The organism is Halomonas sp. BC2 (assembly GCF_002078115.1).
Taxonomy (GTDB): Bacteria; Pseudomonadota; Gammaproteobacteria; order Pseudomonadales; family Halomonadaceae; genus Vreelandella; species Vreelandella stevensii.
Genome location: NZ_LFGT01000009.1, coordinates 140,639 through 166,015, shown reverse-complemented (window position 1 = coordinate 166,015; position 25,377 = coordinate 140,639). Strand labels below are relative to the sequence as shown.

Annotated in this window: 22 protein-coding genes; 4 read left to right on the top strand and 18 right to left on the bottom strand. The window is 61.5% G+C overall.

All coding sequences use genetic code 11. The annotated features are described in order from the left end of the window. Window positions 1-6: 6 nt before the first annotated feature. The 4 genes from B7L71_RS07170 to B7L71_RS07155 form a co-directional block, all read right to left on the bottom strand. Entirely contained in the window at window positions 7-525 is a 519-nt protein-coding gene (locus tag B7L71_RS07170) for a SixA phosphatase family protein (RefSeq protein ID WP_249273199.1), read from the bottom strand. Next, window positions 518-1,618, bottom strand: coding sequence for an NAD(P)H-dependent glycerol-3-phosphate dehydrogenase (locus B7L71_RS07165; protein WP_052196376.1), 1,101 nt, complete (start codon window positions 1,616-1,618; stop codon window positions 518-520). Before B7L71_RS07165 ends, B7L71_RS07170 begins: the two co-directional genes overlap by 8 nt. Before the next feature lie 138 nt (window positions 1,619-1,756). Then, a complete protein-coding gene (htpG, locus tag B7L71_RS07160; protein ID WP_081136997.1) occupies window positions 1,757-3,661 on the bottom strand; it encodes a molecular chaperone HtpG in 1,905 nt (634 codons plus the stop codon). A 127-nt stretch (window positions 3,662-3,788) separates the two neighbouring features. Beyond that, window positions 3,789-4,124: a YkvA family protein gene (locus B7L71_RS07155; protein ID WP_016913460.1), complete on the bottom strand. Its 336-nt coding sequence runs from the start codon at window positions 4,122-4,124 to the stop codon at window positions 3,789-3,791. Window positions 4,125-4,260: 136 nt separating this feature from the next. Here B7L71_RS07155 and B7L71_RS07150 point away from each other — a divergent pair, with 136 nt between their 5' ends. Beyond that, window positions 4,261-6,210 carry a transglycosylase SLT domain-containing protein gene (locus B7L71_RS07150; protein ID WP_081136995.1) on the top strand — a complete coding sequence of 650 codons (1,950 nt, stop codon included), beginning with the start codon at window positions 4,261-4,263 and terminating at the stop codon, window positions 6,208-6,210. A gap of 29 nt (window positions 6,211-6,239) precedes the next feature. Here B7L71_RS07150 and B7L71_RS07145 read toward each other — a convergent pair whose 3' ends face one another. Then, complete coding sequence (locus tag B7L71_RS07145; protein ID WP_081136993.1) at window positions 6,240-6,893, bottom strand: LysE family translocator; 654 nt, start codon at window positions 6,891-6,893, stop codon at window positions 6,240-6,242. A gap of 139 nt (window positions 6,894-7,032) precedes the next feature. Here B7L71_RS07145 and B7L71_RS07140 point away from each other — a divergent pair, with 139 nt between their 5' ends. Beyond that, window positions 7,033-7,236, top strand: coding sequence for a cold-shock protein (locus tag B7L71_RS07140; protein WP_016913457.1), 204 nt, complete (start codon window positions 7,033-7,035; stop codon window positions 7,234-7,236). 79 nt (window positions 7,237-7,315) lie between these two features. Here the strand turns inward: B7L71_RS07140 and B7L71_RS07135 are convergent, their stop codons facing one another. The 4 genes from B7L71_RS07135 to B7L71_RS07120 form a co-directional block, all read right to left on the bottom strand. Beyond that, entirely contained in the window at window positions 7,316-8,026 is a 711-nt protein-coding gene (locus tag B7L71_RS07135) for a hypothetical protein (protein WP_081136991.1), read from the bottom strand. Window positions 8,027-8,073: 47 nt separating this feature from the next. Next, window positions 8,074-9,033, bottom strand: a complete 960-nt coding sequence (yegS, locus tag B7L71_RS07130) for a lipid kinase YegS (protein ID WP_081136989.1) — start codon at window positions 9,031-9,033, stop codon at window positions 8,074-8,076. A gap of 40 nt (window positions 9,034-9,073) precedes the next feature. Next, on the bottom strand, window positions 9,074-11,704 hold the full coding sequence (gene pepN / locus B7L71_RS07125; protein WP_081136987.1) for an aminopeptidase N: 2,631 nt from the start codon (window positions 11,702-11,704) through the stop codon (window positions 9,074-9,076). A 78-nt stretch (window positions 11,705-11,782) separates the two neighbouring features. Beyond that, entirely contained in the window at window positions 11,783-12,268 is a 486-nt protein-coding gene (locus B7L71_RS07120; protein WP_039177529.1) for a YajQ family cyclic di-GMP-binding protein, read from the bottom strand. Between the two features lie 416 nt (window positions 12,269-12,684). Here B7L71_RS07120 and iscB point away from each other — a divergent pair, with 416 nt between their 5' ends. Next, a complete protein-coding gene (gene iscB, locus B7L71_RS07115; protein ID WP_081136985.1) occupies window positions 12,685-14,055 on the top strand; it encodes an RNA-guided endonuclease IscB in 1,371 nt (456 codons plus the stop codon). Between the two features lie 70 nt (window positions 14,056-14,125). Next, window positions 14,126-14,725, top strand: a complete 600-nt coding sequence (cobO, locus tag B7L71_RS07110; protein ID WP_081136983.1) for a cob(I)yrinic acid a,c-diamide adenosyltransferase — start codon at window positions 14,126-14,128, stop codon at window positions 14,723-14,725. Between the two features lie 70 nt (window positions 14,726-14,795). Here cobO and B7L71_RS07105 read toward each other — a convergent pair whose 3' ends face one another. The 9 genes from B7L71_RS07105 to B7L71_RS07065 form a co-directional block, all read right to left on the bottom strand. Beyond that, a complete protein-coding gene (locus tag B7L71_RS07105; protein WP_081136981.1) occupies window positions 14,796-16,091 on the bottom strand; it encodes an adenylosuccinate synthase in 1,296 nt (431 codons plus the stop codon). Beyond that, window positions 16,091-17,284, bottom strand: coding sequence for an ATP phosphoribosyltransferase regulatory subunit (locus B7L71_RS07100; protein WP_081136979.1), 1,194 nt, complete (start codon window positions 17,282-17,284; stop codon window positions 16,091-16,093). Before B7L71_RS07100 ends, B7L71_RS07105 begins: the two co-directional genes overlap by 1 nt. 195 nt (window positions 17,285-17,479) lie before the next feature. Continuing rightward, window positions 17,480-18,364 carry a protease modulator HflC gene (hflC, locus tag B7L71_RS07095; protein ID WP_016913449.1) on the bottom strand — a complete coding sequence of 295 codons (885 nt, stop codon included), beginning with the start codon at window positions 18,362-18,364 and terminating at the stop codon, window positions 17,480-17,482. Continuing rightward, window positions 18,365-19,615 (bottom strand): FtsH protease activity modulator HflK, encoded by a 1,251-nt coding sequence (hflK, locus tag B7L71_RS07090; RefSeq protein WP_081136977.1) that lies wholly within the window; start codon window positions 19,613-19,615, stop codon window positions 18,365-18,367. A 137-nt stretch (window positions 19,616-19,752) separates the two neighbouring features. After that, window positions 19,753-21,063, bottom strand: coding sequence for a ribosome rescue GTPase HflX (gene hflX / locus B7L71_RS07085; RefSeq protein ID WP_081136975.1), 1,311 nt, complete (start codon window positions 21,061-21,063; stop codon window positions 19,753-19,755). A gap of 36 nt (window positions 21,064-21,099) precedes the next feature. After that, window positions 21,100-21,348 (bottom strand): RNA chaperone Hfq, encoded by a 249-nt coding sequence (hfq, locus tag B7L71_RS07080; RefSeq protein WP_016913446.1) that lies wholly within the window; start codon window positions 21,346-21,348, stop codon window positions 21,100-21,102. Window positions 21,349-21,511: 163 nt separating this feature from the next. Further along, window positions 21,512-22,450 (bottom strand): tRNA (adenosine(37)-N6)-dimethylallyltransferase MiaA, encoded by a 939-nt coding sequence (miaA, locus tag B7L71_RS07075; protein ID WP_081136973.1) that lies wholly within the window; start codon window positions 22,448-22,450, stop codon window positions 21,512-21,514. A 47-nt stretch (window positions 22,451-22,497) separates the two neighbouring features. Further along, window positions 22,498-24,408, bottom strand: a complete 1,911-nt coding sequence (gene mutL / locus B7L71_RS07070; RefSeq protein WP_081136971.1) for a DNA mismatch repair endonuclease MutL — start codon at window positions 24,406-24,408, stop codon at window positions 22,498-22,500. A 78-nt stretch (window positions 24,409-24,486) separates the two neighbouring features. After that, a partial coding sequence (locus B7L71_RS07065; RefSeq protein ID WP_139790081.1) for an N-acetylmuramoyl-L-alanine amidase occupies window positions 24,487-25,377 on the bottom strand: 891 nt, incomplete at its 5' end.

Genomic DNA, 25,377 nt, shown 5'->3' with positions numbered 1-25,377 from the left:
CAGCCGCTACAGCTGGCTGGGCTGGGTGAAGCGCTGCAGCTGAGCGCATCCTGCCGCCCAGACATCGGCCTCCAGCTCGGCAATGGCCGCCGTGGGGAAACCCAGCCCTTGGCTCGGCGAGCCTTCGATCAACAACCCTGCCAACTCGCCCACCAGCGGCATATGGCTGACCAGCATGATGGGCCCTTGGGGCTGTTGTGCCATCAGCCACTCGGCCACGTCGCTGGCGGAATCGTCTGGCGTGATGAACGGCAAGGTATTCAAGGGAATGCCCAAGGACATCACGGATATGCTCAGCGGTTTGCTGCGCACGCACATACGGGCTGGCATACAGCACGGGGTGGCAAGCTCTCCTTCACTGACCCGCGCGGCCAGCCAGCGCGCCATGGCGCCCGCCTCCTGTTCGCCGCGGCGAGTCAGCGCACGCACCGGGTCTGGAAAGCCAGGAGCGGCCTCACCATGCCGCATGATCAGCAGAGGGCTCGCGCCGCCATGGCGCAGCGCCTGATTTTCCTGGTCACTCATGAACATCTCCTTTGCTGACCGCCACCCGAGGGGGCGATGTCTGTTCCCGGTGCGCCTGCTGTACGGCCTCACGGGGCAGAATGAATTCGACGTCGCTGCTTTGCTCACCCAGCATCAGCGTGCGCGCCATTTCCTGGGCGGGCACGCCATCGAACAGCACCCGCTTCAGCCCTTCCGCCAGCGGCATGTAAACGCCCAACTCCTCAGCCTTGGCGCACACCAGCTTGACGGTATTGACCCCTTCCGCGACCTGCCCCAACGCTTCTACCGCAGCCTCCAGGTCACGCCCCTCGCCCAGCGCATACCCCACCCGATAGTTACGCGACAGGTTCGAGGAGCAGGTCACGATCAAGTCACCTACTCCCGCCAACCCCAGAAACGTCATCGGATTGGCCCCCTGGGCCACGGCAAACCGGCTCATCTCCGCCAGAGCACGGGTCATCAGCATGCTGCGGGTGTTTTCACCCATGCCCAGTGCCGCTGCCATGCCTGCGGCGATGGCATAGATATTCTTGAGTGCCCCGCCCAGTTCGACGCCGTGCCGGTCATTACTGGCGTAAACGCGGAAATAGCGACACCCCAGCACCTGCTGCACCCGGGTACGCGTCAGGGCATCGGCGCTGGCAATCACGGTCGCGGTCAGCTGTTTATCGGCAATCTCGGAGGCCAGATTAGGGCCCGCAATCACGCCAATATGGCTAAAGCCGGTCTCCTGCTCCAGCACTTGGCTCATCAGCAGAAAACTCTCCTGCTCGATCCCCTTGGTGGTACTGACGAGAATCTGCTGGGCGGTCAGCCACGGTTTGGCCGCCTGCACCACGCTGCGAAACGCCTTGGAGGGAATGGCGATCAGCACCAGCTCCGCGCCCACCAGGACGGCTTCCAGGTCAGTGGACGCCTCGACGGCAGGGTTGATCGGATAATCGGGCAGGTAGCGGCCATTACGGTGCTCCTGATTGATCTGCGCCACCAGCGCTTCGTCACGCATCCACTGGCGCACCTGGGCACCGTTGTCTGCCGCAATGCTGGCCAGGGCGGTACCAAAACTCCCCCCGCCCAGCACGGCGACCTTAATCTGTTGCTCATCCGCCATGAGGATATCCTGATCGTTTAGCATTCATAGTGATCACCTACTTTATCACCAACGGCCGCCTGCGCCGTTCAAAACAGGCCGAAAAACAAACGGCCCGCCTGGCAGGCCAGGCGGGCCGCATCCCTCAACGGATGGGCATCACGCGGTCAGCACGCTGTTCAGCCGCTTCACGTAAGCCGCCGGGTCGTCCAGGTGGCCACCTTCGGCGATGATCGCCTGATCGAGCAGAATATGCGCCAGCTGGGCAAACAGCTCGCCTTCGCTGCCTTCGAGTCTTGCCACCAGCGGATGATCGGGGTTGAGCTCGAGAATGGGCTTCACGTCGGGCAGCTTCTGCCCCGCGGCCTCCATGATGCGCCGCATCTGATAGCCCATTTCATGCTCCGGCAGCACCACACAGGCAGGCGAGTCGGTCAGGCGGTGAGTGACCTTCACCGACTGCACGTGCTCGCCCAGCGCTTCCTGAACGCGCTTGACCAGCGCCTCTTTTGCCTTGGCGGTCTCTTCTTGAGCCTGCTTCTCGGCTTCGTCTTCGACATCGCCCAGGTCCAGCTCGCCTTTGGCCACGTCGGCGAAAGACTTGCCATCGAACTCGGTCAGGTGGCTCATCAGCCACTCATCGATACGATCGGAGAGTAGCAGCACCTCGATGCCTTTCTTGCGGAAGATCTCCAGGTGAGGGCTGTTCTTCGCGGCATTGAAGCTGTCGGCCACCACGTAATAGATCTTCTTCTGACCTTCCTTCATGCGCTCGACGTATTCGGCCAGAGAATGCTCCTGGGCGGACGTGTCGGTATGCGTGGAAGCAAAGCGCAGCAGACCGGCGATCTTCTCCCGGTTGGCGAAGTCTTCACCCGGCCCTTCTTTAAGCACGCTGCCAAAGGTGTTCCAGAACGTCTGGTACTGTTCGCTATCCTTGGAAAGCTTCTTGAGCATGTCCAGGGCACGCTTGGTCAAGGCGCCCTTGATCTTGTCGACCTTGGGATCCTGCTGCAGCAGCTCACGAGAGACGTTCAGCGACAAGTCGCGGGTGTCCAGCACGCCCTTGATGAAACGCAGGTAGAGCGGCAGGAACTGTTCGGCGTCATCCATGATGAATACCCGCTGAACGTACAGCTTGACGCCTCGGGAACCGTCACGGTCGAACATGTCGAACGGTGCACGGCCCGGCACGTAGAGCAGGCTGGTGTACTCCAGCTTGCCCTCGACCTTGTTGTGGCTCCAGGTCAGCGGGTCGCTGAAGTCGTGGGCCACGTGCTTGTAGAATGCCTTGTATTCGTCGTCCGACACGTCGCTCTTGGGACGTGCCCACAGCGCCGTGGCTTCGTTGACGGCTTCCCAGGTGGTGACTTCACTGCCTTCGATCTCGTTGCCCTCGTCGTCACGGGCGGTCTCGACCTTGGGCATGCGCACCGGCACTTCGATGTGATCGGAGTACTTGCGCACCAGGCTTTGCAGGCGGTAGTCGTCGGCAAACTCCTTGGCATCTTCTTTCAGGTGCAGGGTGATCTCGGTGCCGTGCACCTCGCGCTCGATATCGGCCACGGTGAACTCACCTTCGCCCCGCGAGCGCCACTCGACGCCTTCCGACGCGGCGGTGCCCGCCTTGCGAGTGCGCACGGTGACTTCGTCTGCCACAATGAAGCCAGAATAGAAACCGACACCGAACTGACCGATCAGCTTGGCATCCTTCTGCTGTTCACCGGAAAGCTGCTTGAGAAACTCGGCGGTGCCTGAACGGGCGATGGTCCCCAGGTTGGCGATGACATCTTCGCGATTCATGCCGATACCGTTGTCACGCAAGGTAATGGTGTTGGCATCACGGTCGTGCTCGATTTCGATGCGCAGCTCGCTGTCACCTTCGTACAGGGCGTCGTTGTCCAGGGCTGCATAGCGCAGCTTGTCGCACGCATCCGCTGCGTTGGAAATCAGCTCACGCAGGAATATCTCCCGGTTGGAGTACAGGGAGTGGATCATCAGGTTCAGAAGCTGCTTGACTTCGGTTTGAAAGCCAAGGGTTTCTTCGTGGTTCGCCGTGGTCATGCGCTTAGCCCTCATCTATTTCGTGTGGCGTGTCGCCTCTGCCAGCCAGGCAGAGGCGTCAAACAGGATGAAGGCAATATGGGGATAAGTGATGGGATTTCAAGCGCTAGCCAACCAGCCGCGCCGATCAGGCAGCCGTCGACGCTGCCTCGTTCTCGGCCTTCCAGGCGCGATATTCGGCCAGGTGGCGATCCACACGGTTCAACAGCCAACCGACGATCAGCACATCGTCGACCAGGCCAATGATGACCAGGAAATCAGGGATGAGATCAAAGGGCATGACCAGATAGGCCAGTGCCAGAGCCATGGTACCGAAGGCGGCCCAAGGCACCGGCCTGAAACTGCCACGCAGTACGTCGCGGGTCATGGGCAGGAAAAGCGTGAGTGCACGGGCTACTCGTTTGATGGCCCAGGCCCGACCTTTCAAGCGACGAAACAACCACCAGCTAGATAATCGTGCCATCGTCAGGGAATCCTCTCAGGGTACAATGGTCAGAACGTCATTTGGCCAAATAGTTCATGATCGCGACGGCCACGCGACGGTGGCCATCACCTACTCGACCGTCATATCAGCCAGTTCCAGTTAAAGAGGGAGTGCCATGCAGGCAACGCCATTTCGTTCTACCCTTCGCACGCTGTGTGCCGCGGCACTGATCGGCCTGCCATCTGCGTCCTGGGCCGCCTCGGACGAGGCCATGCGCGATGCATTGAACGCCGCCCGCCAGCAGCAGTGGCAACAAATCGACCAGAGCGCCATCGACGGGCATATCCTCAGCGGCTATGTGGAGTATCACCGGCTACGCCAGCAGTTGCCCAACGTCTCTGTCAGCCAGGTACTGCAGTTCATCGAGCAGCACGGTGACTCCCCCTTGGGCGAGTGGCTGCGCGGCCAGGCCATTGCCAACTACGGCTATGCGGGCCGTTTCAGCGACCTGCTGGCCGTCGCCGATGGCGAACCCGCCGGTACGGCACGGCAGTGCTACTACTACACGGCACTCCTCGACCGCGCCCCCGAACAGGCACGCACGGCGGGCCTGGCGCTGTGGCGCGTGGGCAGCTCACAGCCGGACGCCTGCAACGCCCTGTTCAGCCGCCTGCGCGCGGATGGCACCATCGATGCCACCGCCATCTGGGAGCGCAAGATGCTGGCCTGGCAAGCAGGCGAGCAGCGCCTGAGCACTTACCTGGGAGGATTGCTCAGCGGCCAGTGGCAAACGGCCATCGATACGGCGGAGCGGGCCAACACAAGCCTCAACAGCCTGACCACGGCCCCCACTTGCCTGGGGCCTGAATGCGCCGCCACGGCAGCGTTCTATCAGGCGGCCATGCAGCGCTATACCCGCGAAGACACGCCCCGTGCCTTTGCCGCCTGGCAACAGATCGCCCCGCGCCTGACGCTGGCGCCCAGCGACCAGCAGGTCATCGAGGAGGAGCTGGCCTTCTACGCCCTGGTGCGCGACGTGCCCGGCACGCTGAGCTGGGTAGACAGCGTGCTGCCTTCCTTGCAGAGCGAACGGGTGCTGGAGCTTCGGGTGCGCCGCGCCCTGGCGGAGCGCCAATGGACCGATGTCATCCACTGGATTGCAGAGATGCCCGCCAGCCAGCAGGAGAGCAGCCGCTGGCAGTACTGGCTGGGACGCGCCAACGAACAGCTGGGTAATCAGGAAGCTGCTCAGGCGCGCTACCAGCAGGCCGCTCTGGACCGTAGCTTCTATGGCTTTGCCGCCGCTGAAAAAATCGGCCAGCCGTACCGACTCAACCACGAGCGCCACCACTTCGACGAAGCCACCCGCGAGGATATCGCGCGACTGCCCGCCGTACAGCGCACGCAAGCGCTGCTGCGCATTGGTGAAGAGGGCCTGGCCAACAGCGAGTGGCTGCATGCCGTGCGCGAAGCGTCGCCTTACCAGGCTCGCGCCCTCGCCGACTACGCTGCCCAGCAGCAGTGGCATGCCCGGCTGGTACAAACCACGATTGCCGGTGAGATGTGGGATGCCCTGGAGTGGCGCTTCCCACCCGCCTACCGGGACAGTTTTCTGCATTGGGGCCGCATGACGGGGGTAGACCCCTTCCTGCTGATGGCGATCACCCGTCGGGAGAGCGCCTACAACCCCGTGGCGCTGTCGCCGGCTGGCGCACGCGGCCTGATGCAGCTGATGCCCGGCACCGCCACGCAGGTCAGTCGCCAACTGGGACTCAGCGACCCCGGGCCTTACGGCGTGCTCGACCCCGAACTGAACATTCGCCTGGGCAGCACCTACCTGCGTGACAAGCTCGACCGTTACCGTGGCAACCGCCTTGCCGCGACGGCAGCTTACAATGCCGGCCCTGGTCGCGTAGACCAGTGGCTGGGCAGTAACAGCATGGAGTCGTTCGACCTGTTCGTGGAGAGCATCCCCTTCCGCGAAACCCGCGATTACGTGCAGGCCGTGCTGAGCTATCGGGTCATCTTCGAGAGCCTGGCCAACGGCGGTAGCAGCGAAGGTGTCTCGCTATTAAACGACAGCGAGCAGAGCGTTCGCTACGACCGCGCGCTGGTTCAACGCTAAGCCTGTCTCCGCTCCCCTCCCGCGCCCGGTCACACCGGGCGCTGCTCCAGCGCTAGCCGCAGCCCGAACATGACCAGCACCGCCCCCGTGGCCGCATTCAGGGTTTGTGCAAAGCGCGCGCTGGCCAGCCATTTGCTGGCACCCCCGACCATCAATACCACGCTGATCTGCCAGACGTTGGCAATCACGAAGTGAATGCTTGCCAGCCACAGCGACTTCAGCAGGGCGGGGTCGGTGGGCGCGATGAACTGCGGCAGAAAGGCCATGTAAAACACCACGGTCTTGGGGTTCAGCACGTTCGACAGCAACCCTTCCTTGATGGGCTGCCAGAGCGGGACAGGCGCAGCGTTCTGCATGACGCCTTTGACGGGCAGCGGCGTTCCTCTGCGGGCGGCCATCAAACTGGAAACCCCCAGCCAGATCAGATAGGCCGCCCCGGCCAGCTTGAGCGCATTGAATGCCCAAGCCGATTGCAGAAGAATCAGCGAAATGCCCAGCGCCGACACCGTTGCGTGCACGAAGAGGCCGCAGCAGATGGCCACGCTGGTGGCAATACCGTCGCGCAGGCCACCGCGTGCCGTATTGCGAATCACCAGCAGGGTATCCACCCCGGGGCTGATAGAGAGCAGCGTAATGGCCACCAGAAACGGGATGAACTGCGCGTCGATCAAGGTAAAAGGCATGCGTATCAGGCTCGCAAAAGGCGTTATCGGGAAGGGCTTAGGGCCACTGGACGACCCGGCTATTTGCTTCTAAAGTGAATTTGGCGGGCAAACACCGTGAATGCCCGTCTTATCATCAAGCACGTTAAGGATATGAATGATGGCAACTGGTACTGTCAAGTGGTTCAACGATACGAAAGGTTACGGCTTCATCTCTCCCGATGACGGCGGTGACGATCTCTTTGCCCACTTCTCCGAAATTCAGGCTGAAGGCTTCAAGACCTTGCAGGATGGTCAAAAGGTCAGCTTCGAAGTGACTCAGGGTAAGAAAGGCCTTCAGGCGTCCAACATTCGCCCGGTATAACCCAGGCCAATGTAGAAGGCCCGCTCCGGCGGGCCTTCTTTTATGCGCTGCCATGAAGCCAGCTTGATCAGAGGTAGTATCAGGGCGACGTGGTATCGTTGCCAGCGCCTGATGTCTCCAGCCGTTCCCGCTCCAGCTCTTCGAACTGCTCTTCCAGGCGGCGCTGGGCTTCTTCAAAACGGCGCTCGGTATCTTCGATCAGGGCATCCACGTCGGTCACTTCCAGACCATCGTCCAGCGGCGCTCCCTCCGTAATGGCGCTGTCCGTTTCCCAGTCGCTCGATGAGGTCTCGCTCTCCATGGGCTCCAGCTCGGGACGCTGCTGCTCCACTTCCTGAAACTGCTCTTCGAGCTGGCGCTGGGCCTCTTCGAAGCGGCGCTCGGTTTCGGCGATCATGTCGTCTACGTCAGAACGCGTGGTTTCCCCCGGCATGGCACTGGCCTCGTCCAGAGCGTCGTCGGGGTCGGCCCCCAGCGTCTCTTCACCGGCCTGCAGCTCGCTGGCTTCCGGCACGCCGGGTTCTTGCTCATCGCCCTCGCGCATCGCTTCGGCGGCTTCCAACTGCTCCGCGGCCTGACGCGCTTCAATATCGTCCTCGACCTCCTGCGGGTCCGGCACCTCGTCCTCCCCGTCGTCCTGCGCCGCCTCCGAGGTGGCAGCCCCCTCCTCGTCAGTCAGCGTGGCAGGGGGCTCTTCCGGGGCAACGTTGGCTTCTTCCTGGCTGTCGCCACAGGCACTGAGTAACAGCGCCAAGCTGGCCAGCACAGGGATCCAGAGTCGATTCACCATCGCGTATAGCTCCTTAAATTCGTAGTCAATGGCTCAATAATGACCGGCTAGGGGCGTTCATTGGCCGACAACAGCGCACACCCTTCGGGCAGCAGTACCTGGAGCGCCAACGGCACTACCTCGGCCGTGAAGCGCTCGTAGCGCTTCGCTTCGCCATCCAGGGTCAGCGGCCAGGGGTCATCCTCCGGTCTGGTGGTCACGGTCAATTGGCTGGCCGTGAAGTAGCGCACGTAGCGGCCGTCCGGCGGAAAATGCTGCAGCTCGCCTAACAAGGCAGGCAGTTCCAGCACCGAACGGAAATCCTTGACCAGCAGGACATCCAGACGCCCATCATCCAATCGGGCCCTGGGTGCCAATACCTGACCGCCCCCCGATTGACGCCCATTGCCCAGCGCCAGCAGCAGCAGCGAAGCGGCCTGTTCGCTGTCGGCCCAATGCAGCGTGCCGCGATAACTGCGGTGTCGCCACGCCTTGAGCGCGCCCATCAGCGAGTAGGCACCCCCGCCCAACATGCGCTTGAGGGTTTTCGGGGTCGAAGAGGTAATTTCGGCCCCAAAGCCCCCCGTCATCATGTTGACGTAGTAGTTGATCGACTGCTCACCGTTGGCTTCCGCCGTCATGCGAATCACGTCGATGGGCGCCGCTGCAAGCGACACAGCCGCTTGCAGCGCAGGTCCGGGCTCCAGGGGCAGCCCTACCGACGTGGCGAAATCATTGGCACTGCCCAGAGGAACGATGCCCAGCGGGGGGCGGTGGTCATGGGGCAGGCGCATCAATCCATTGACCACCTCGTTGACCGTGCCATCACCGCCACAGGCCACCACGTGGGTCGCCCCCAAAGCCTCTGCGTCGGCCGCAAAGTCGGCGGCATCGCCCCCTTCCCAGGTCGCGCGTACCGTGATGGCAACCCCTGCCTTGCGCTGGGCGGCTACCGCCTCGCGCAGCTCAGGGTTGCCCGCTGATTTTCCGTTGATGATCAGTAGATAGTGCTTGTTCGGATCTGTCACTGGCGCGTTTCCTTTCCCTGGTTAAACCGCAAGAACGATCTTAAGCCAACGCTTTTTCGACCACTTCGTAGACGTTCGCCGAGAGCGGCTCCTGGCGAATGCGCATCAGCTCCTGGCGCATCAACTGCTGGCGAGCCTCGTCAAAGCGCTGCCAGCGGGTCAACGGCGTGACCAGCCGCGCAGCAATTTCCGGGTTGAGTCGATTCAACTCGATCACCACATCGGCCAGCAATGCATAGCCCTGCCCGTCCAGGCGATGGAAGTTCACCCGATTCTGAGCAAATGCCCCCACCAGCGCACGCACCTTGTTGGGGTTCTTGATCGAGAAGGCCGGGTGCTGCATCAAGTAGCGTACCCGCTCCAGCACATCCGCCTGAGGCCGGGTAACCTGGATGGTAAACCACTGGTCCATGACCAGCGGGTCGTGGGCCCACTTTTCGCCAAACGTTTTCAGGGCAGGCGCCGCCAGGTCGTCACGGTCGCTGTGCGCCAGCAGCGTCAGGGCGTGCCGCACATCGGTCATGTTGTGTCCCGCCGTAAACTGCGCTTCGCACAGCGCCACGGCCTCGTCATCCTCGATCGACATCAGATAGGAGAGCGCCACGTTTTTGAGGCTGCGCTGGGCAATTTGTTCAGCCGAAGGTGCATAGGCCGCATCACTGAGATTATCCTGGTAGACCGCCAGGAACTCCTCGCGCAGGGCCAGCGCCAACGACTGGCGAACGAATTCTCGCGCCGCATGGATGGCATCCACATCGACGATCGGCTGCAGCTCGGCAATGTAGGCCTCGGAGGGCAGCGTGAGCATCTCGGCCAGCACGGCCTTGTCCTGCATGGGGCCCGTCAACAGGGTTCTGAAGGCCTCCACCACGCGACCGTCCATGACTTTTTCGACCCCGTTGCGATGAGCAGCGATCAGATCGTCCAGCGCCAGCATGGCCAGCCGCTGACCGGCATCCCAACGATTGAAGCCATCGCTGTCGTGGGTCAGCAAGAACGCCAGCTCTTCCCGTGAGTAGGGGAAGTGCAGCTTCACCGGGGCCGAGAAATCGCGCAACAGCGAAGGTACTGGCGCTTCAGGAACGTCGGTGAACACAAACGTCTGCTCATCGTCGGTCAAGTGCACCACGGCATCCTTGCCCAGCGACTCGCCGTTCAGCGTCAGGGGCAGGTCGTGGCCCGACTTGGTGCCGACCAACCCCATACGCACGGGGATGTGCAGCGGCTGCTTCACCGGCTGGCCGGGTGTCGCCGGGGTACGCTGGCGCAGCGTCAGGCGGTACACCGCATTGGCATAGTCGTATTCGCCGTTGGCGTCTATCTCGGGGGTGCCTGCCTGGGCGTACCAGCGCATGAACTGCTCCAGATCCAGCCCCGAGACCTCGGCCATGCAGCCGACGAAGTCTTCGATGGTCACGGCCTGACCGTCGAAGCGCTCGAAGTAGCGGTCGGCACCGCGACGGAACGCCTCCCAGCCCAGCAGGTTGCGCAGCATGCGTACGATTTCAGCACCCTTTTCGTAAATGGTCAGGGTGTAGAAATTGGTGATTTCGATATAGTGGTCTGGGCGTACGGGGTGAGCCGTGGGGCCAGCATCTTCGGCAAACTGCGCCGTACGGAAAAACGATACGTCCTGAATACGCTTGACCGGCGCCGAGTTGACGTCCGCCGAAAAGCACTGGTCCCGGAAGACCGTGAAGCCCTCTTTCAGCGACAGCTGAAACCAGTCCCGACAAGTGACCCGGTTACCCGACCAGTTGTGGAAGTATTCGTGGGCCACGATGCCTTCCACGTTCTGGAAAGCCGCGTCGGTAGCCGTATCCGGGTGGGTCAACACGGCTGCCGAATTGAAGATGTTCAGCCCCTTGTTCTCCATGGCCCCCATGTTGAAATCGTTCACCGCCACGATCATGAACAGGTCCAGGTCATACTCACGCCCGTAGGTCTGCTCATCCCAGGCCATGGAGCGCTTCAGCGATGCCATGGCGTGATCGGTCTTGTTCAGGTTTTCCTGCTCCACCCAAAGCTGCAGGGTCACGCGACGACCGCTCAGGGTCGTGAAGTGATCCTCGACCTTGTGCAGATTGCCCGCCACCAGGGCAAACAGGTAGCAGGGTTTGGGATGCGGGTCTTGCCAGGTGACGAAGTGACGCCCGCCAGGCAACTCGCCACGCTCGACGGGGTTGCCGTTGGCCAGCAGCACCGGCTCGCTTTCGGCATCGCCCACCACCGTGACCTTGTAAGTGGCCATGACGTCGGGGCGGTCAGGATAAAAGGTGATACGCCTAAACCCCTCAGCCTCGCACTGGGTACAGTACATGCCGTTGGATTGATAGAGCCCTTCCAGAGCGGTGTTGGTGCTGGGTGAAATCTCGACCTCACTCTCCAACACGAACGCCTTGGGCACCTCACCAATGGTGAGCTGGGTATCGCTCAACTGGTACTCGCTCTCTGCCAGCGAGCGACCGTCGAGTTCGAGCGAGCGCAGGGTCAAATGCTCGCCATTGAGCACTAGCGGCGCCTGCGGCGCGGCCTGGGCATGGCGCTCAATGGTCAAACGTGCCTTGACACGGGTCGCGGTGGGGTCAAGATCAAACGTCAGCTCGGTATGGGTGACCTGATAGTCGGGCGGCTGGTAGTCGCTTAAATAGACCGGCTGCGGATCAGACATGATTCGTGACTCCTGTGGGCAATAAAGTGAACGCGCCATGGCAGCCTTCGGCTGCACGACGCGGCTATGCGGTTGTGATCAGTCGCGGAAATTATCGAACTGAAGCGGCAGGTCGGGCCCCTCTTCGCCGCGCAGCAGGGCCATTACGCTTTGCAGGTCGTCGCGCTTCTTGCCCGTCACGCGCACCTTTTCACCCTGAATCTGGGCCTGCACCTTGAGCTTGCTGGCCTTGATACGCTTGACGACGTCCTTGGCTTCTGCCTGGTCGAGCCCCTGCTTGAGCACTACTTCCTGACGAGCTTTCACTCCAGAAAGCACCGGGTCCTTGACGTCCATGCAGCGCGCATCGATACCCCGTGCGATCAGCCGACTGCGCATCACATCGAGCATCTGCTTGAGCTGGAAGTCGACTTCGGCTTCCAGCTGTACCTTGTCGCCTTCCAGTGCAAAACTGGCGTCCACGCCTTTAAAATCAAAGCGCGACTGCACTTCGCGGTTCGCCTGGTCCACCGCATTGGCGGCTTCGTGTTGATCGAACTCTGACACAATATCAAAAGATGGCATGACCTGTTTCCTATCGAGACATAGCCTCCTATTCTAGAGCAGCAAGGCACTCAGCGGCCAATTCTGTTACCCGAAGTTTTTACTCAGCGTAAATTCGACAGGGCACGACACCCCATCACGAGGAGATTCGGTCAACTACCCCCGCCTGAAGGCGGGAGCTTGTGACCACAAGCTAGGTTGACCAGGGAGAGCGGTAGCCAACCCGCTACGTTGATAACAGGTCGCTAAGACTCACCCACGGATGCTTCCTCAGTCCGTGGCGCTGAAAGGCCAAGATCATGCTGGCGCAGGGTAAAACGCCGAAGGTCTTGACCGCTGCCACAAGGCAGGAGCCGGTTATCGACATTCCCGAGGGGAGACGAGGCGCAAGCCCCGCGACACCAGGCCCGTAAGGGCATTGATTAGGAGAAGATCGCATGGCGGTTTTCGTATTGGACAAACAGAAGCGTCCGTTGATGCCGTGCAGTGAAAAGCGTGCTCGGTTGCTGCTGGCGCGTGGTCGTGCCGTGGTGCATAAGCGTTACCCGTTCACGATCCGGCTGAAAGATCGAGTGGGCGGTAGCACGCAGCCACTAAGCCTGGGCGTCGACCCTGGCAGCAAAACGACCGGGCTGGCGCTGATGCGTGAAACAGATAGCGAACAGCGGCATGTGCTGTGCCTGTTTGAACTGATCCATCGCGGCTTTCAGATCAAAAAGGCATTACAACAACGCGCCGCCTTTCGGCGTCGGCGCCGCAGTGCCAACCTGCGCTACCGCGCCCCGCGCTTCAATAATCGCATCAAACCTAAGGGCTGGCTGGCACCGTCGCTGCAGCATCGCGTCGATACCGTCATGGCCTGGGTGAACCGGTTGAGTCGTTTGGCTCCTGTAACAGCCATCAGCCAAGAGTTGGTGCGCTTTGATACGCAGAAGCTGAATAACCCCGAGATCAACGGCGTCGAGTACCAGCAAGGCACGCTGCTGGGCTACGAAGTACGCGAGTACCTGCTGGAAAAATGGGGCCGTGAATGTGCCTATTGCGGCACCGCCGATACGCCGCTGGAGATCGAGCATGTGGTGCCGCGTTCATGCGGCGGCTCGAATCGTGTCAGCAATTTGACCCTAAGCTGCCACCCCTGCAACCAGAGCAAGGATGCACTGTCACTGGTGGATTTTTTCGCCACTGACAAAGGCCTGAAAAAGCGCCTGAAAGCCAACGGCCACACCGCTAACGCTCGGCTTGAGCGTGTGCAGCGCCAGCTCAAGCAACCGCTGCGCGATGCCAGCGCGGTCAATGCCACGCGCTGGGCGCTGTTTAATGCGCTCAAAGCGACTAGCTTGCCGGTGGCTGTCGGCACCGGCGGTCGCACCAAGTACAACCGCCAGCGACTGGGCATTCCTAAAACCCATGCCCTAGACGCGGCCTGTGTCGGTGCGTTCGACGCACTACATGCTTGGCAGGTGCCCACATTAACCATCAAGGCGATGGGGCGTGGCAGCTATCAGCGCACCCGCTTAACGAAACACGGGTTTCCGCGTGGCTATCTGATGCGCCAGAAGCAGGTGCACGGCTTTCAAACCGGCGACATGGTGCGTGCGATGGTACCGACTGGCAAGAAAGCAGGTACCCATACGGGGCGTGTCGCGGTACGCAAAACCGGCAGTTTTAACATCCAGACCGAACAGGGGGCCGTGCAAGGCATCTCGCACAAATACTGCACCCTCATCCAACGGAGTGATGGCTACGGCTATCACTTTACACCCTTCACCCACCTAACAGGAGGAGCGGGACAGGCGGTGGCGTAACCCAGTCGCCCTGCGGGCGACGCGCTATCCCTCCCGGCGCTAAAGCACCGGGTTTCTCGCGCAAAATCTGATGAGCGATCGCGAGACGCGCCACAGGGCGGCCATGGAAAAACTCAAGGCCCACGTGGACGAGAAAGTCGCCAAGGCCACCGAGCAGCGTGGCCTGCTGCTGGTCAATACGGGCAACGGCAAAGGCAAGACCACGGCTGCCTGGGGCACCGTAACCCGGGCGCTGGGCTACGGCTATAAAGTCGGCGTCGTGCAGTTCATCAAGGGGCTATGGGAGTGTGGCGAGCGCAATCGCCTGGAAGAAGACCCGCACTTGAGCGTTGCCATCATGGCCACCGGCTTCACCTGGGATACCCAAAACCGCGAGGCCGACACCGCTGCCTGCCAGGCCGTATGGCAGCAGGCCGAGGCCATGCTGAGCGACCCCGACACCTACCTGGTGGTGCTCGATGAAATCACCTACATGCTCAAGTTCGGCTATCTCGACATCGCCACGGTCAAACAGGCCTTGGCCAATCGACCGAGGGAGCAAACCGTCATCATCACGGGGCGCAATGCCCATCGCGAGCTGGTGGCCATGGCCGACACGGTGACAGAAATGCAGGAGCTGCGTCACGCCTTCAATAACGGCCTGCAGGCGCGGCGCGGCATCGACTTTTGAGTGCGCGCCAGGGCTGCAAACAAAACGGGGCGACGTCACCGTCGCCCCGTTTGGCTGGCATCGGCAGGTATTAGCTGTCGAAGGGATTGCGCAGCACGATGGTTTCCACGCGGTCAGGGCCGGTAGAGATGATATCAATGCTGGTGCCTACCTGCTCTTCCAGGTAGCTGATGTAGGCACGAGCGTTGGCGGGCAGATCTTCGACCTTCTTGGCGCCCAGGGTCGACTCTTTCCAACCCGGCAGGTCGTGATAGACCGGCTCGATGGCTTCGTAGCCCTCTGAGTCCACCGGATTGTCGAGCACTTCGCCGTCCTTGCTGCGATAGCCGACACAGACGCGAATGTTCTCCAGGCCATCGAGCACGTCCAGCTTGGTCAAGCAGATACCCGAGACCGAGTTGATCTGCACGGCGTGGCGCAGCGCTACGGCGTCGAACCAGCCACAGCGACGCGGACGCCCGGTGGTAGCGCCGAACTCATGACCGCGCTCGGCCAGGTGGCGGCCGTGGTCGTCGAACAGCTCAGTGGGGAACGGGCCAGAGCCTACACGCGTGGTGTACGCCTTGGTGATACCCAGCACGTAATCCAGGTACAGCGGACCCACGCCAGAGCCGGTGGCGGTACCACCGGCCGTGGTGTTGGAGCTGGTCACGTAGGGGTAGGTACCGTGGTCGATATCCAGCAGCGAGCCTTGAGCCCCTTCGAACAGAATGTTCTCACCGGCCTTGCGCAGGTCGTGGACCATGCTGACGGTATCGCTGACCATGGGGCGCAGCTCTTCGGCCATCTGCATGGCGCTATCGAGCACTTCCTGGAAATCCACCGCCGGTTCGCCGTGGTAATTCACCAGGACGAAGTTGTGGTAATCGAGAACTTCGCCCAGCTTGGAGGCAAAACGCTCGCGATGCAGCATATCGCCCAGGCGCAGGCCACGACGGGCGACCTTGTCTTCATAAGCCGGGCCGATGCCACGACCGGTAGTGCCGATCTTGGCCACGCCGCGGGCCTTCTCACGCGCCTGATCCAGGCGCACGTGGTACGGCAGGATCAGCGGGCAGGCTGGCGACAGGCGCAGACGCTCACGCACCGGCACGCCCTTGGCTTCCAGCTCACGAATCTCCTTGATCAAGGCTTCCGGAGAGAGCACGACGCCATTGCCGATGACGCAGGTCTTGCCCGGACGCAGCACGCCGGACGGAATCAGGTGAAGAACGGTTTTCTCACCATCAATGACCAGCGTGTGGCCAGCATTGTGGCCACCTTGAAAGCGAACCACGGCAGAAGCGGACTCGGTCAACAGATCAACGATCTTGCCTTTGCCTTCATCGCCCCACTGAGTCCCCAGGACTACGACATTCTTACCCATTATGCACTCGTCTCTTGTGTCAGGGCCGCTGTCTGCCAACGGCCGTCGATAAACTCAAGACGGCGGTCACAGTTGTGCTCCGCCGGCCCAGTACGCTGCCCAGGCAGCGCTTGAATAACGCGTTCACCCTGCTCGCGCAGTGCCACGATGGCAGCATTGAGCGACTCATCCTGCTGGGCTGGCGCCCACACCGCTTTGCGGTCAGGAGACGCTGGCGCCAGGGAGGCCAGCTGTTTCAGATCCATCGAGAAGCCCGTCGCCGGGCGGGCACGCCCAAAGGCACGCCCAGTATCATCATAGCGCCCCCCTTTGGCCAATGCGTAGCCATAACCGGGAACGTAAGCCGCAAACATCATGCCGGTGTGGTACTGATAGCCACGCAGCTCGGCCAGGTCGAAGTACAGGGCCACGTCGAAACGCGCCAACACCCCTTTGTACAGCGCTTCCAGCTGATCCAACGCGGCATTGACCGGCGCCGGTGCGCCTGCAAACCGCTCACGCGCTTCGCTCAGCACCTCGGCATTGCCGTGCAGTTCGCCAAGCGCCATCAGCATATCCGCCAATACCGGATCCTTGACGCTGGCCGCCACTTGCTCGGCCAACTGCCCAGGCGATTTGAGCGCCAGCGCCTCGAACAGCGCCCGCTCCTGCTCTTCGCTGAGCGCAGCGGCTTCGACCAGGCTGCGATAAATACCGATATGCCCCAGCGCCAAGTGGATCTCACTGGCACCGGCGGCATGCAGGCTGGCAAGCGCCAGGTGAATGATTTCGCTGTCGGCTTCAAGCCCCGCATGGCCAAACAGCTCGACACCCACCTGCACGGGGCTGCGCCCCCCTTGGTGCTGGTCGGCCTTGGCACGCAGCACGTTGGTGCAATAGCACAGGCGTACCGGCCCCTGACGCTTCAGCGAGTGCGCATCCATTCGCGCTACCTGGGGCGTGACGTCTGCCGAGGCGCCCATCATGCGACCCGTCAGCTGGTCGGTCAGCTTGAAGGTTTGGAGGTCGAGGTCGGTACCGGTACCGGTCAGCAGCGAGTCGAGAAATTCTACCGGTGGCGGCATTACCTGGTCATAGCCCCAGGCGTGATAAAGATCGAGCAGCGCACGGCGCAGCTCTTCCATGCGGCTTGCCTGAGGCGGCAGCACCTCATCCATGCCGTCGGGCAGTAGCCAGCGGTCAGCGATGGTCATGTGAACAATCCTGCAAGACGATGAAGGCCCGGCCGACGGCACCAGGTGGGCATCTTGACCTGCCCGGCCTGATAACGCACGTAACATGGGGCCACAAAAAAACCGGGCGACGCCCGGTTGATAAAGTCTACCACGTTTGGAGCCCAGTTGAACCCCGCCGGGCGCATCGCCCAGCGGGAAACCAGCATCCTTCGCTTACTCGTCGCTGGCCGGCATGGCGCTGCGCAGGTAGCGGAAGAAGTCGCTGTCTGGCTCCAGTACCAGCAGGTTGCCGTCGCCGGAAAAGCTCTGGCGATAGGCGTTCAGGCTACGCCAGAAGGCGAAGAATTCCTGATCCTGGCTGTAAGCCTGGGAGAAGATCGCGGCGGCTTCGGCATCCCCTTCACCACGCAGGGTCTCGGAACGCTCGTTGGCTTGCGCCAACAGAACCTGACGGCGGCGGTCGGCGTTGGCGCGAATACGCTCGGCCTCTTCCTGACCCTGGGCACGCCACTCGCGCGCTTCACGCTCACGTTCTGAGCGCATCCGCTCGAAGACGGCAGCGGATACGTCTTCCGGCAGGTCGATCCGCTTGATACGAATATCACGAATCGCCACGCCCAACTCTTCACGCATCAGCTCGTCGAGTTCGCCGGTGGGTCCGGTCATCAGGTCATCACGGCGCTCGGCAATGATTTCCTGAAGATTGAGACGACCGAACTCATTACGCAGGCTTTCGTCGACACGGGGCTGAATCAGGCGTACCGCCATCATCTCGTCACCCGCAGTGGCCTCGTAGTAACGGGTGGGGTTGACCACCTGCCACTTGACGTAGGAGTCGACGATGACCGCTTTCTGCTCGAGGGTCAGATAACGGCTGGTATCGGTATCGAGGGTCAGCAGACGCACGTCGAACTTGCGCACGGTCTGGGCAATCGGAATCTTGACGTGAAGCCCAGGCTGAATGTTCTCTTCGATGACTTCACCAAAGCGCAGCTTGACGGCACGCTCGGTCTCATCCACCACGTACAGGCTGTTGCTGGCCAGCCAGGCCACTGCGGCCAGGCCACCCACGATCAGCAGGGAACGGTTATTAATCATTTAGCGACCCTCCCTGCGAATGGACGAACTACTGGATGATGACGAAACGCCACCCTGACTGGTACGCAGCGAATCGAGCACACGCGGGTCGAGGGCGTCACTGCTGTTACCGCTGCTGTCGTTGCTGCTGGAGCTGCTCGAACCGCCGCTGCTTCCACTACGCATCTGATCCAGTGGCAGGTACATCAAGGGCGCATTGTCGCTGATATCCAGCAGCACCTTGGGCGTGTTCCCAAAGACTTCTTCGATGGCATCCAGGTACATACGCTCGCGCATCACTTCCGGTGAGTTCCGGTATTCGGTCAACAGCGCATTGAAGCGGTTGGCCTGACCCTGTGCTTCGGCAACGACCGACTCACGATAACCCTGCCCCTGCTCTACCACACGCTGAGCCTGACCTTGTGCAGCCGGGATGATCGCGTTGGCATAGGCCATACCTTCGTTGATGGTCCGCTGGCGATCTTCGCGGGCACGGATAACATCATCGAAAGCATCGATCACTGGCGCGGGCGCCGAGGTGGACTCGATGTTGATGGTCTGCAGACGAATACCGGCACCATAGGCATCCAGATAGGCCTGCAGACGGCTGGCCACCGAGCTACCGAGAATTTCACGACCCGAGGTCAGAATATCGATCATGTCGGTGCCACCCACCACATGGCGCAGAGCCGAGTCCAGCGCATTCTCGATGGAGAGTGCCGGGTCGCGCACGTTCAGTACGAAATCACGTGGATTGGCCACCTGATACTGGGCCGAGATTTCGACTTCGACGATGTTTTCATCGCGAGTCAGCATCGACTGGGTCTGTGCAACGGAGCGAACGCGGGTGACGTTCACCATACGCACATCGTCGATCAGCGGCGGATTCCACTGCAGACCGGGACTAACGATGCCCTGGAACTCACCAAAACGCAGCACGACGCCACGCTCGGACTGATCGACCAGATAGAAACCGGACGCACCCCAAATGGCCAGCGCCACGATCAGCAGCAGCCCGGGCAGTGCAAACGAGTTGCGCGGCTTGCCGCCGCCCTTGTTGCCACCGCTACCGCTCTTCTTGCCGCCGCCCAGCATGCCGTTCAGCTTGTCTTGAAACTTCTTGAGCGCTTCATCAAGATCGGGAGGCCCCTGATTGTTACCGCCGTTCCCACCATTGCCTCCGCCGTTGTTACCGCCGTTATTGCTACCACGACGCCCCCCACTGCTCCAGGGGTCGTGCTGGTTGCCACCACCGGGCTCATTCCAGGCCATACTTCGTCTCCACTAAGGTGTTCACCTGCACCGTACCTTACGCTCAGGCAAGGCCGAGTGCTTTTGATATTATTGCTATATCAATCTTGTACCATACCCCCACAACACTGCACCATGGGCAGCTGGCACTTGAAGGGCTACCATTCGTCAGATTCGCGTAATGCTTCTGGTAAATAGGTATTGGCGCGCTCGCCCAGCTGCGCCATCAGCTGGTTGAAATCACGCCGCGGCAGGCGCACGTCCAGCACGGAGCGCCCCTGCTCGTCGAAACTCTCTTCGCGTACGGCATTCAGCTCATGCAGGCCAGCGCGCAGCCTGCCCTGTTCTGGCGCCAGGGTCAGCGAAAAACCGATCACGTCATTGGCCAGACGCTCTGACAGCGCTTTGTGCAGCAGCTCCAGACCCTGCCCCTGCTGAGCAGATAGCCATACCACGCTCGGCACGCCATGACCGTCGTACTCGATGCGCGGTGCGCTATCCAGCTTGTCGATCTTGTTCATGACCTTGAGCACCGGCACGCTGTCGGCACCAATTTCCTTGAGCACCTCGTCCACCTGCGCCACGTTCAATTCGCGATCCGGGTCGGCGGCGTCGATGACGTGGACCAGCAACGTGGCTTCGGAAGCCTCTTGCAGGGTCGCCTGGAACGCCTCCACCAGCTTGTGCGGCAGGTGACGGATGAAGCCTACGGTATCGGCCAGCACGACGGGGCCGACATCTTCTATTTCCAACCGTCTGAGCGTCGGGTCCAGCGTCGCGAACAGCTGATCGGCGGCATACACCTCTGCGCTGGTCAGCGCGTTGAATAGCGTCGATTTACCCGCGTTGGTGTACCCCACCAGCGACACGCTATGGATTTCGGCCCTGGCTCGGGCGCGGCGATTCTGCTCACGCTGGCTGCGCACCTTGTCCAGACGCTTGTGGATGGACTTGATGCGGCCACGCAGCAAACGCCGGTCGGTCTCCAGCTGTGTTTCGCCAGGACCGCGCAAGCCAATGCCACCTTTTTGACGCTCAAGGTGGGTCCATCCGCGTATCAGGCGGGTGGACATGTATTCTAGCTGGGCAAGTTCGACTTGCAGCTTGCCCTCATGGGTTCGTGCCCGCTGAGCAAAAATATCGAGAATCAGCCCAGTGCGATCCAACACACGGCACTTGAGTTCCTTCTCAAGATTACGCTGCTGGGAAGGGCTTAAACTGTGGTTGAAGATCACCAGTTCTGCTTCATGGGCTGCGAGCATTGCCCGCAGCTCCTCCAGCTTCCCGGTTCCGATGAAGGTTCGGGAATCGGGTCGCTGGCGGCTGGCTGTGAGCAATGTCGCGGGCTCTGCACCGGCAGAGCGCACAAGTTCCAGGAACTCACCCGGGTCTTCTCGTGCCTGTTCATCATAGAAATCTACGTGAACAAGGACTGCCGTTTCACCGGCTTCAGGGCGTTCAAAAAACAATCAATACCTCATGGACTCTCTTGCCATCCAGCCGTCTCAGATGTCAGCGTCTGCCGCTGAGGGATCCTGTGCTGGCAGGCGCACATTGCGCGAGGGCACGACGGTGGAAATGGCGTGTTTATAAACCATCTGACTGACGGTATTGCGCAACAAGATGACAAACTGGTCAAACGATTCAATCTGGCCCTGTAGCTTAATGCCGTTTACCAGGAAAATAGAGACCGGGATGCGCTCCTTGCGCAAAATATTCAGGTACGGGTCTTGAAGGGACTGCCCTTTGGACATGTTGTTCTCCCTAAACTGTCGTTGGGGTTGGTTATCAAATGGCGCGCCCTACTGGTGCTGCGCCGCAATCTTGTTGCCCGAAAGGCCTAGTGTCGATTCGAGCGCCAAAGGCCACTCTAAAACAATCACTCTAAAACACTTGTTACGAAATCACTATCTTACGCTAAGCACCGCTTTCACGCACGAATTTCAGCAGCTTATCCAGCGCATCCGGCTGCTGCGTATCTATCCAGCGCAGTGCTGGCCAGCTACGCAGCCACGTCAGCTGCCGCTTGGCCAGTTGACGTGTAGCGATCACTCCCCGAGACACCAGCTCGTCCCGGTCATACTCACCATTCAGATATTCCCATACTTGACGGTAGCCAACACTTTTCATGGAGGGCAAGCCCGCATGAATATCTTTACGCTTTGTGAGGGCGGCGACCTCATCAATCAAGCCCTCATCCAGCATGGCGTCAAATCGCTGGGCAATGCGCCGGTGCAATACCGAGCGATCGAGCGGCGACAAGGCTATCGACAGCACCCGCCAGGGAAAGGTTTCCGTTTCCTGTTCAGCCCACAGCTCGCTCATCGGCCTGCCGCTGGCATGGAACACTTCCAGAGCACGCATCAGCCGCTGCGGGTCGTTGGGATGAATGCGCGCCGCCGAGACCGGATCCACGCTGGCCAGTTCGCGATGCAGCGCTGCCAGCCCTTGCTCTGCCTGCATGGCCGCCAGCCGCTCACGAATGAGTGGGTCTGCGGCGGGCAGATTGGCCACCCCTTCCACCAGGCGTTTGAAGTAGAGCATGGTACCGCCCACCAATAGGGGGACTTTGCCTGCCGCGCTGATTTGCCGCATCTCGCGCAGTGCATCTTCACGAAAATCAGCGGCGGAATAGGGGTCTGCCGGGTCCCGCAGGTCGATCAGCCGATGAGGGGCGCGGGCCAGCTCGGCAGCACTCGGTTTGGCGCTGCCGATATCCATGCCACGGTAAACCATGGCCGAATCGACGCTGATCAGTTCGTGCCCCAGGGTTTCGTGCAGCGCAATGGCCGCATCGGTCTTGCCTGCTGCGGTAGGCCCCATCAAGAAAATCGCCAAAGGGCGCTGGTCAACCATCGGTCTGGCCTGCTTCACGGAATAGGTTCATAGGGGGTGTCTCAAGGCTACTGGCCACGCAAGAACAGGCGATCGAGCGCCTTCATGTTCATTTGCGTCCAGGTGGGGCGACCATGGTTACACTGGTCGCTACGCTCGGTGCGCTCCATGTCGCGCAGCAGCGCATTCATTTCATCCAGCGTCAGGCGGCGATTGGCGCGCACGCTGCCATGGCAAGCCATGGTGGAGAGCAGCTCGTGAATGCGCGCCTCTACCTGATGAGTGCGGCCAAAGCGCGACAGCTCCTCCAACATTTCTCGCACCAGTGCCTCGGGGTCTGCCTGGGCCAGCAGGGCTGGCAACTGGCGAACCAGCAGCGTTTCCGGCCCTGCCACGTCCAGCTCGATACCTAGCTGCGCAATGGCCTCGCGCTCGCTTTCGGCCGTCGCCACTTCGCTGCGGCTGGCGGCCAGCGACACCGGCACCAGCAGCGGCTGAGCATCGATCCCCTGCGCGGCAGACCACTGCTGCTTCATGCGCTCATAGACGATGCGCTCATGGGCCGCATGCATATCCACCAGCACCAACCCGTGGGCGTTCTGAGCCAGAATATAAACACCATGCAGCTGACCCAGCGCGAACCCGAGCGGCGGCGCGGCCGTGGCATCCTGCTGGGGCATGACGGGCGGCGCCTCGCGCACCTGATGGGCGTCAGGCATCGTTGCCGATGGCGGGCTGGGCTGAGGCGTCAGTAGCGTCTCTTCATGGTCGGGGTGAAGCGCCTGGTAGCCCTGCATGAACCGCCGCACCCGCTCGGCGCCGGGATGACGACCCTCACTCTCCGCCAACGCCATGCCCTGCTGCTGCCAGCGGGGCGTCGGGGCCGCAGGCGGCTCGGCATCAGACGGAATCGACTCGGCTCGCGGGGCTTGGTCAGCCTCGGGCCCGACACCTTCACTTGGCCGCGACACCGCCAGGCAGTGATGCAGGCTGGAGTAGAGAAAATCGTGCACCATGCGCCCATCGCGAAAGCGCACTTCATGCTTGGTGGGGTGCACGTTGACGTCCACCACGTCCGGGTCCAGCTCCAGGTAGAGCACGAAGACCGGATGCCGACCGTTGTAGAGCACGTCTCGGTAGGCCTGACGCACCGCGTGGGCCACCAGCCGATCACGCACGACGCGCCCATTGACGAAGAAGTACTGCTGGTCCGCCTGGGAGCGCGAGTGCGTCGGCAGGCCCACCCAGCCACTGAGCCTTAGCCCCCCGGCTTCCCGCTCGATGTAGCGGGCATGCTCGATGAAGTTCTTGCCCAGCAGCGAAGCGATGCGCCGCTCTCGCGCGGCGGCGGTATCCCCGGGCGGCAGTTGATGCACCACTTTCTGATTATGGCGCAGCACCCAGCCAATATCGTAACGCGACAAGGCCTGGCGGCGGAACGCCTCTTCCACATGGGCGAACTCGGTCTTCTCGGTGCGCAGAAACTTGCGTCTGGCCGGCGTGTTGAAGAACAAATCACGCACCGCCACGCTAGTACCACGCGGGTGCGGCGCAGGCGTCACTCTGGCCTCCATGCCACGCCCTTCCGCCACCACCCGCCACCCTTGGCGAGGATCGTCTTCAGCATTGGATACCAGCTCCAGCCGGGAGACCGAGCTGATGGAGGCCAGCGCCTCCCCACGAAACCCCAGCGAACTGACGCCTTCGAGATCTTCCAGGCTGGTGATCTTGCTGGTGGCATGACGCGCCAGGGCCAGCGGCAGGTCCTGCTCGCCGATACCGATGCCGTCGTCGCGAATCTTGATCAAGCGGGCGCCGCCCTGCTCGATATCCACCTCGATGCGCTGGCTGCCCGCATCGATGGCGTTTTCGATCAACTCCTTGGCCACCGACGAAGGCCGCTCGACTACTTCTCCGGCCGCAATCTGGTTCGCCAGACGGGGGTCCAGTACCTGTATCCGCCCAGCGGCAGAAGTCAATTCAGCCAACCTTCACCTCACCTGTTTTCGTTGCTTCGTTTCCATAGCGCTGTTGCCTCGGCCTGCTCGTCATCCGTTTCAAGAGCTGGGAATACGCAGCACCTGACCCACACGAATCACGTCGCCGTTCAGGTCATTGGCCTGCTTGAGCTGGTTCACCGGCACGCCATGGCGAATCGCGATGGCCGACAGGGTATCGCCAGACTGGATACGATACTCGTTGCCCGTGGGGCGGCGCTGATTGTCGCGCTGCCAGGCCAGCAGGCTGGCCGGTGGCGGGTTGCTCTGAAAATGCTCGCGCAGGCCGCTGAAAATCGCCGTCGACAGGCCTTGCTGATGCACCGGGTCGCGTAGCCGTCGCTCTTCGTCGGGATTGGAAATGAAGCCCACCTCGATCAACAGCGACGGAATGTCCGGCGACTTGAGCACCATGAAACCGGCCTGCTCCACGCGACTCTTGTGGAGGCGGTTCACCCGGCCCAACTGCTCCAGCACCTGCCCACCGATGGAGAGCGAGTCGTTGAGCGTGGCCGTCATGGTCAAGTCGAGCAGTACGCCACGCAGCACTTGGTCCTTGTCGCGCAGCGACAGACTGCCGTCGACACCGCCTATCAGGTCGGCGCGGTTTTCGCTGTCGGCCAGCCACTGAGCGGTTTCCGACGTGGCCCCCCGCTGGGAAAGCGCATACACCGAGCTGCCTTGCGGCCGAGGGCTAGTGAAAGCATCCGCATGAATGGAGACGAAGAAATCGGCTTTCTGCTCTCGGGCCAGCTGGGTACGCTGGCGCAGGCCAAGATAGTAGTCACCGTCACGAATCAGCACCGCCTTGAAGCCTTCGGTTCGATTGACCTCTGCGGCCAGGCGGCGGGAAATCTCCAGCACCACGTCCTTCTCCCGAGTACCGGCAGGCCCGATGGCACCGGGGTCTTCCCCTCCGTGCCCGGCATCGATGGCGATGATGATGTCGCG

Bases quoted from the DNA above. Each gene is read 5' to 3' on its own strand.
- B7L71_RS07170 (WP_249273199.1), bottom strand. From the start codon at position 525: ATGAGTGACCAGGAAAATCAGGCGCTGCGCCATGGCGGCGCGAGCCCT.
- B7L71_RS07165 (WP_052196376.1), bottom strand. From the start codon at position 1,618: ATGGCGGATGAGCAACAGATTAAGGTCGCCGTGCTGGGCGGGGGGAGT.
- htpG (WP_081136997.1), bottom strand. From the start codon at position 3,661: ATGACCACGGCGAACCACGAAGAAACCCTTGGCTTTCAAACCGAAGTC.
- B7L71_RS07155 (WP_016913460.1), bottom strand. From the start codon at position 4,124: ATGGCACGATTATCTAGCTGGTGGTTGTTTCGTCGCTTGAAAGGTCGG.
- B7L71_RS07150 (WP_081136995.1), top strand. From the start codon at position 4,261: ATGCAGGCAACGCCATTTCGTTCTACCCTTCGCACGCTGTGTGCCGCG.
- B7L71_RS07145 (WP_081136993.1), bottom strand. From the start codon at position 6,893: ATGCCTTTTACCTTGATCGACGCGCAGTTCATCCCGTTTCTGGTGGCC.
- B7L71_RS07140 (WP_016913457.1), top strand. From the start codon at position 7,033: ATGGCAACTGGTACTGTCAAGTGGTTCAACGATACGAAAGGTTACGGC.
- B7L71_RS07135 (WP_081136991.1), bottom strand. From the start codon at position 8,026: ATGGTGAATCGACTCTGGATCCCTGTGCTGGCCAGCTTGGCGCTGTTA.
- pepN (WP_081136987.1), bottom strand. From the start codon at position 11,704: ATGTCTGATCCGCAGCCGGTCTATTTAAGCGACTACCAGCCGCCCGAC.
- B7L71_RS07120 (WP_039177529.1), bottom strand. From the start codon at position 12,268: ATGCCATCTTTTGATATTGTGTCAGAGTTCGATCAACACGAAGCCGCC.
- iscB (WP_081136985.1), top strand. From the start codon at position 12,685: ATGGCGGTTTTCGTATTGGACAAACAGAAGCGTCCGTTGATGCCGTGC.
- cobO (WP_081136983.1), top strand. From the start codon at position 14,126: ATGAGCGATCGCGAGACGCGCCACAGGGCGGCCATGGAAAAACTCAAG.
- B7L71_RS07105 (WP_081136981.1), bottom strand. From the start codon at position 16,091: ATGGGTAAGAATGTCGTAGTCCTGGGGACTCAGTGGGGCGATGAAGGC.
- B7L71_RS07100 (WP_081136979.1), bottom strand. From the start codon at position 17,284: ATGACCATCGCTGACCGCTGGCTACTGCCCGACGGCATGGATGAGGTG.
- hflC (WP_016913449.1), bottom strand. From the start codon at position 18,364: ATGATTAATAACCGTTCCCTGCTGATCGTGGGTGGCCTGGCCGCAGTG.
- hflK (WP_081136977.1), bottom strand. From the start codon at position 19,615: ATGGCCTGGAATGAGCCCGGTGGTGGCAACCAGCACGACCCCTGGAGC.
- hfq (WP_016913446.1), bottom strand. From the start codon at position 21,348: ATGTCCAAAGGGCAGTCCCTTCAAGACCCGTACCTGAATATTTTGCGC.
- miaA (WP_081136973.1), bottom strand. From the start codon at position 22,450: ATGGTTGACCAGCGCCCTTTGGCGATTTTCTTGATGGGGCCTACCGCA.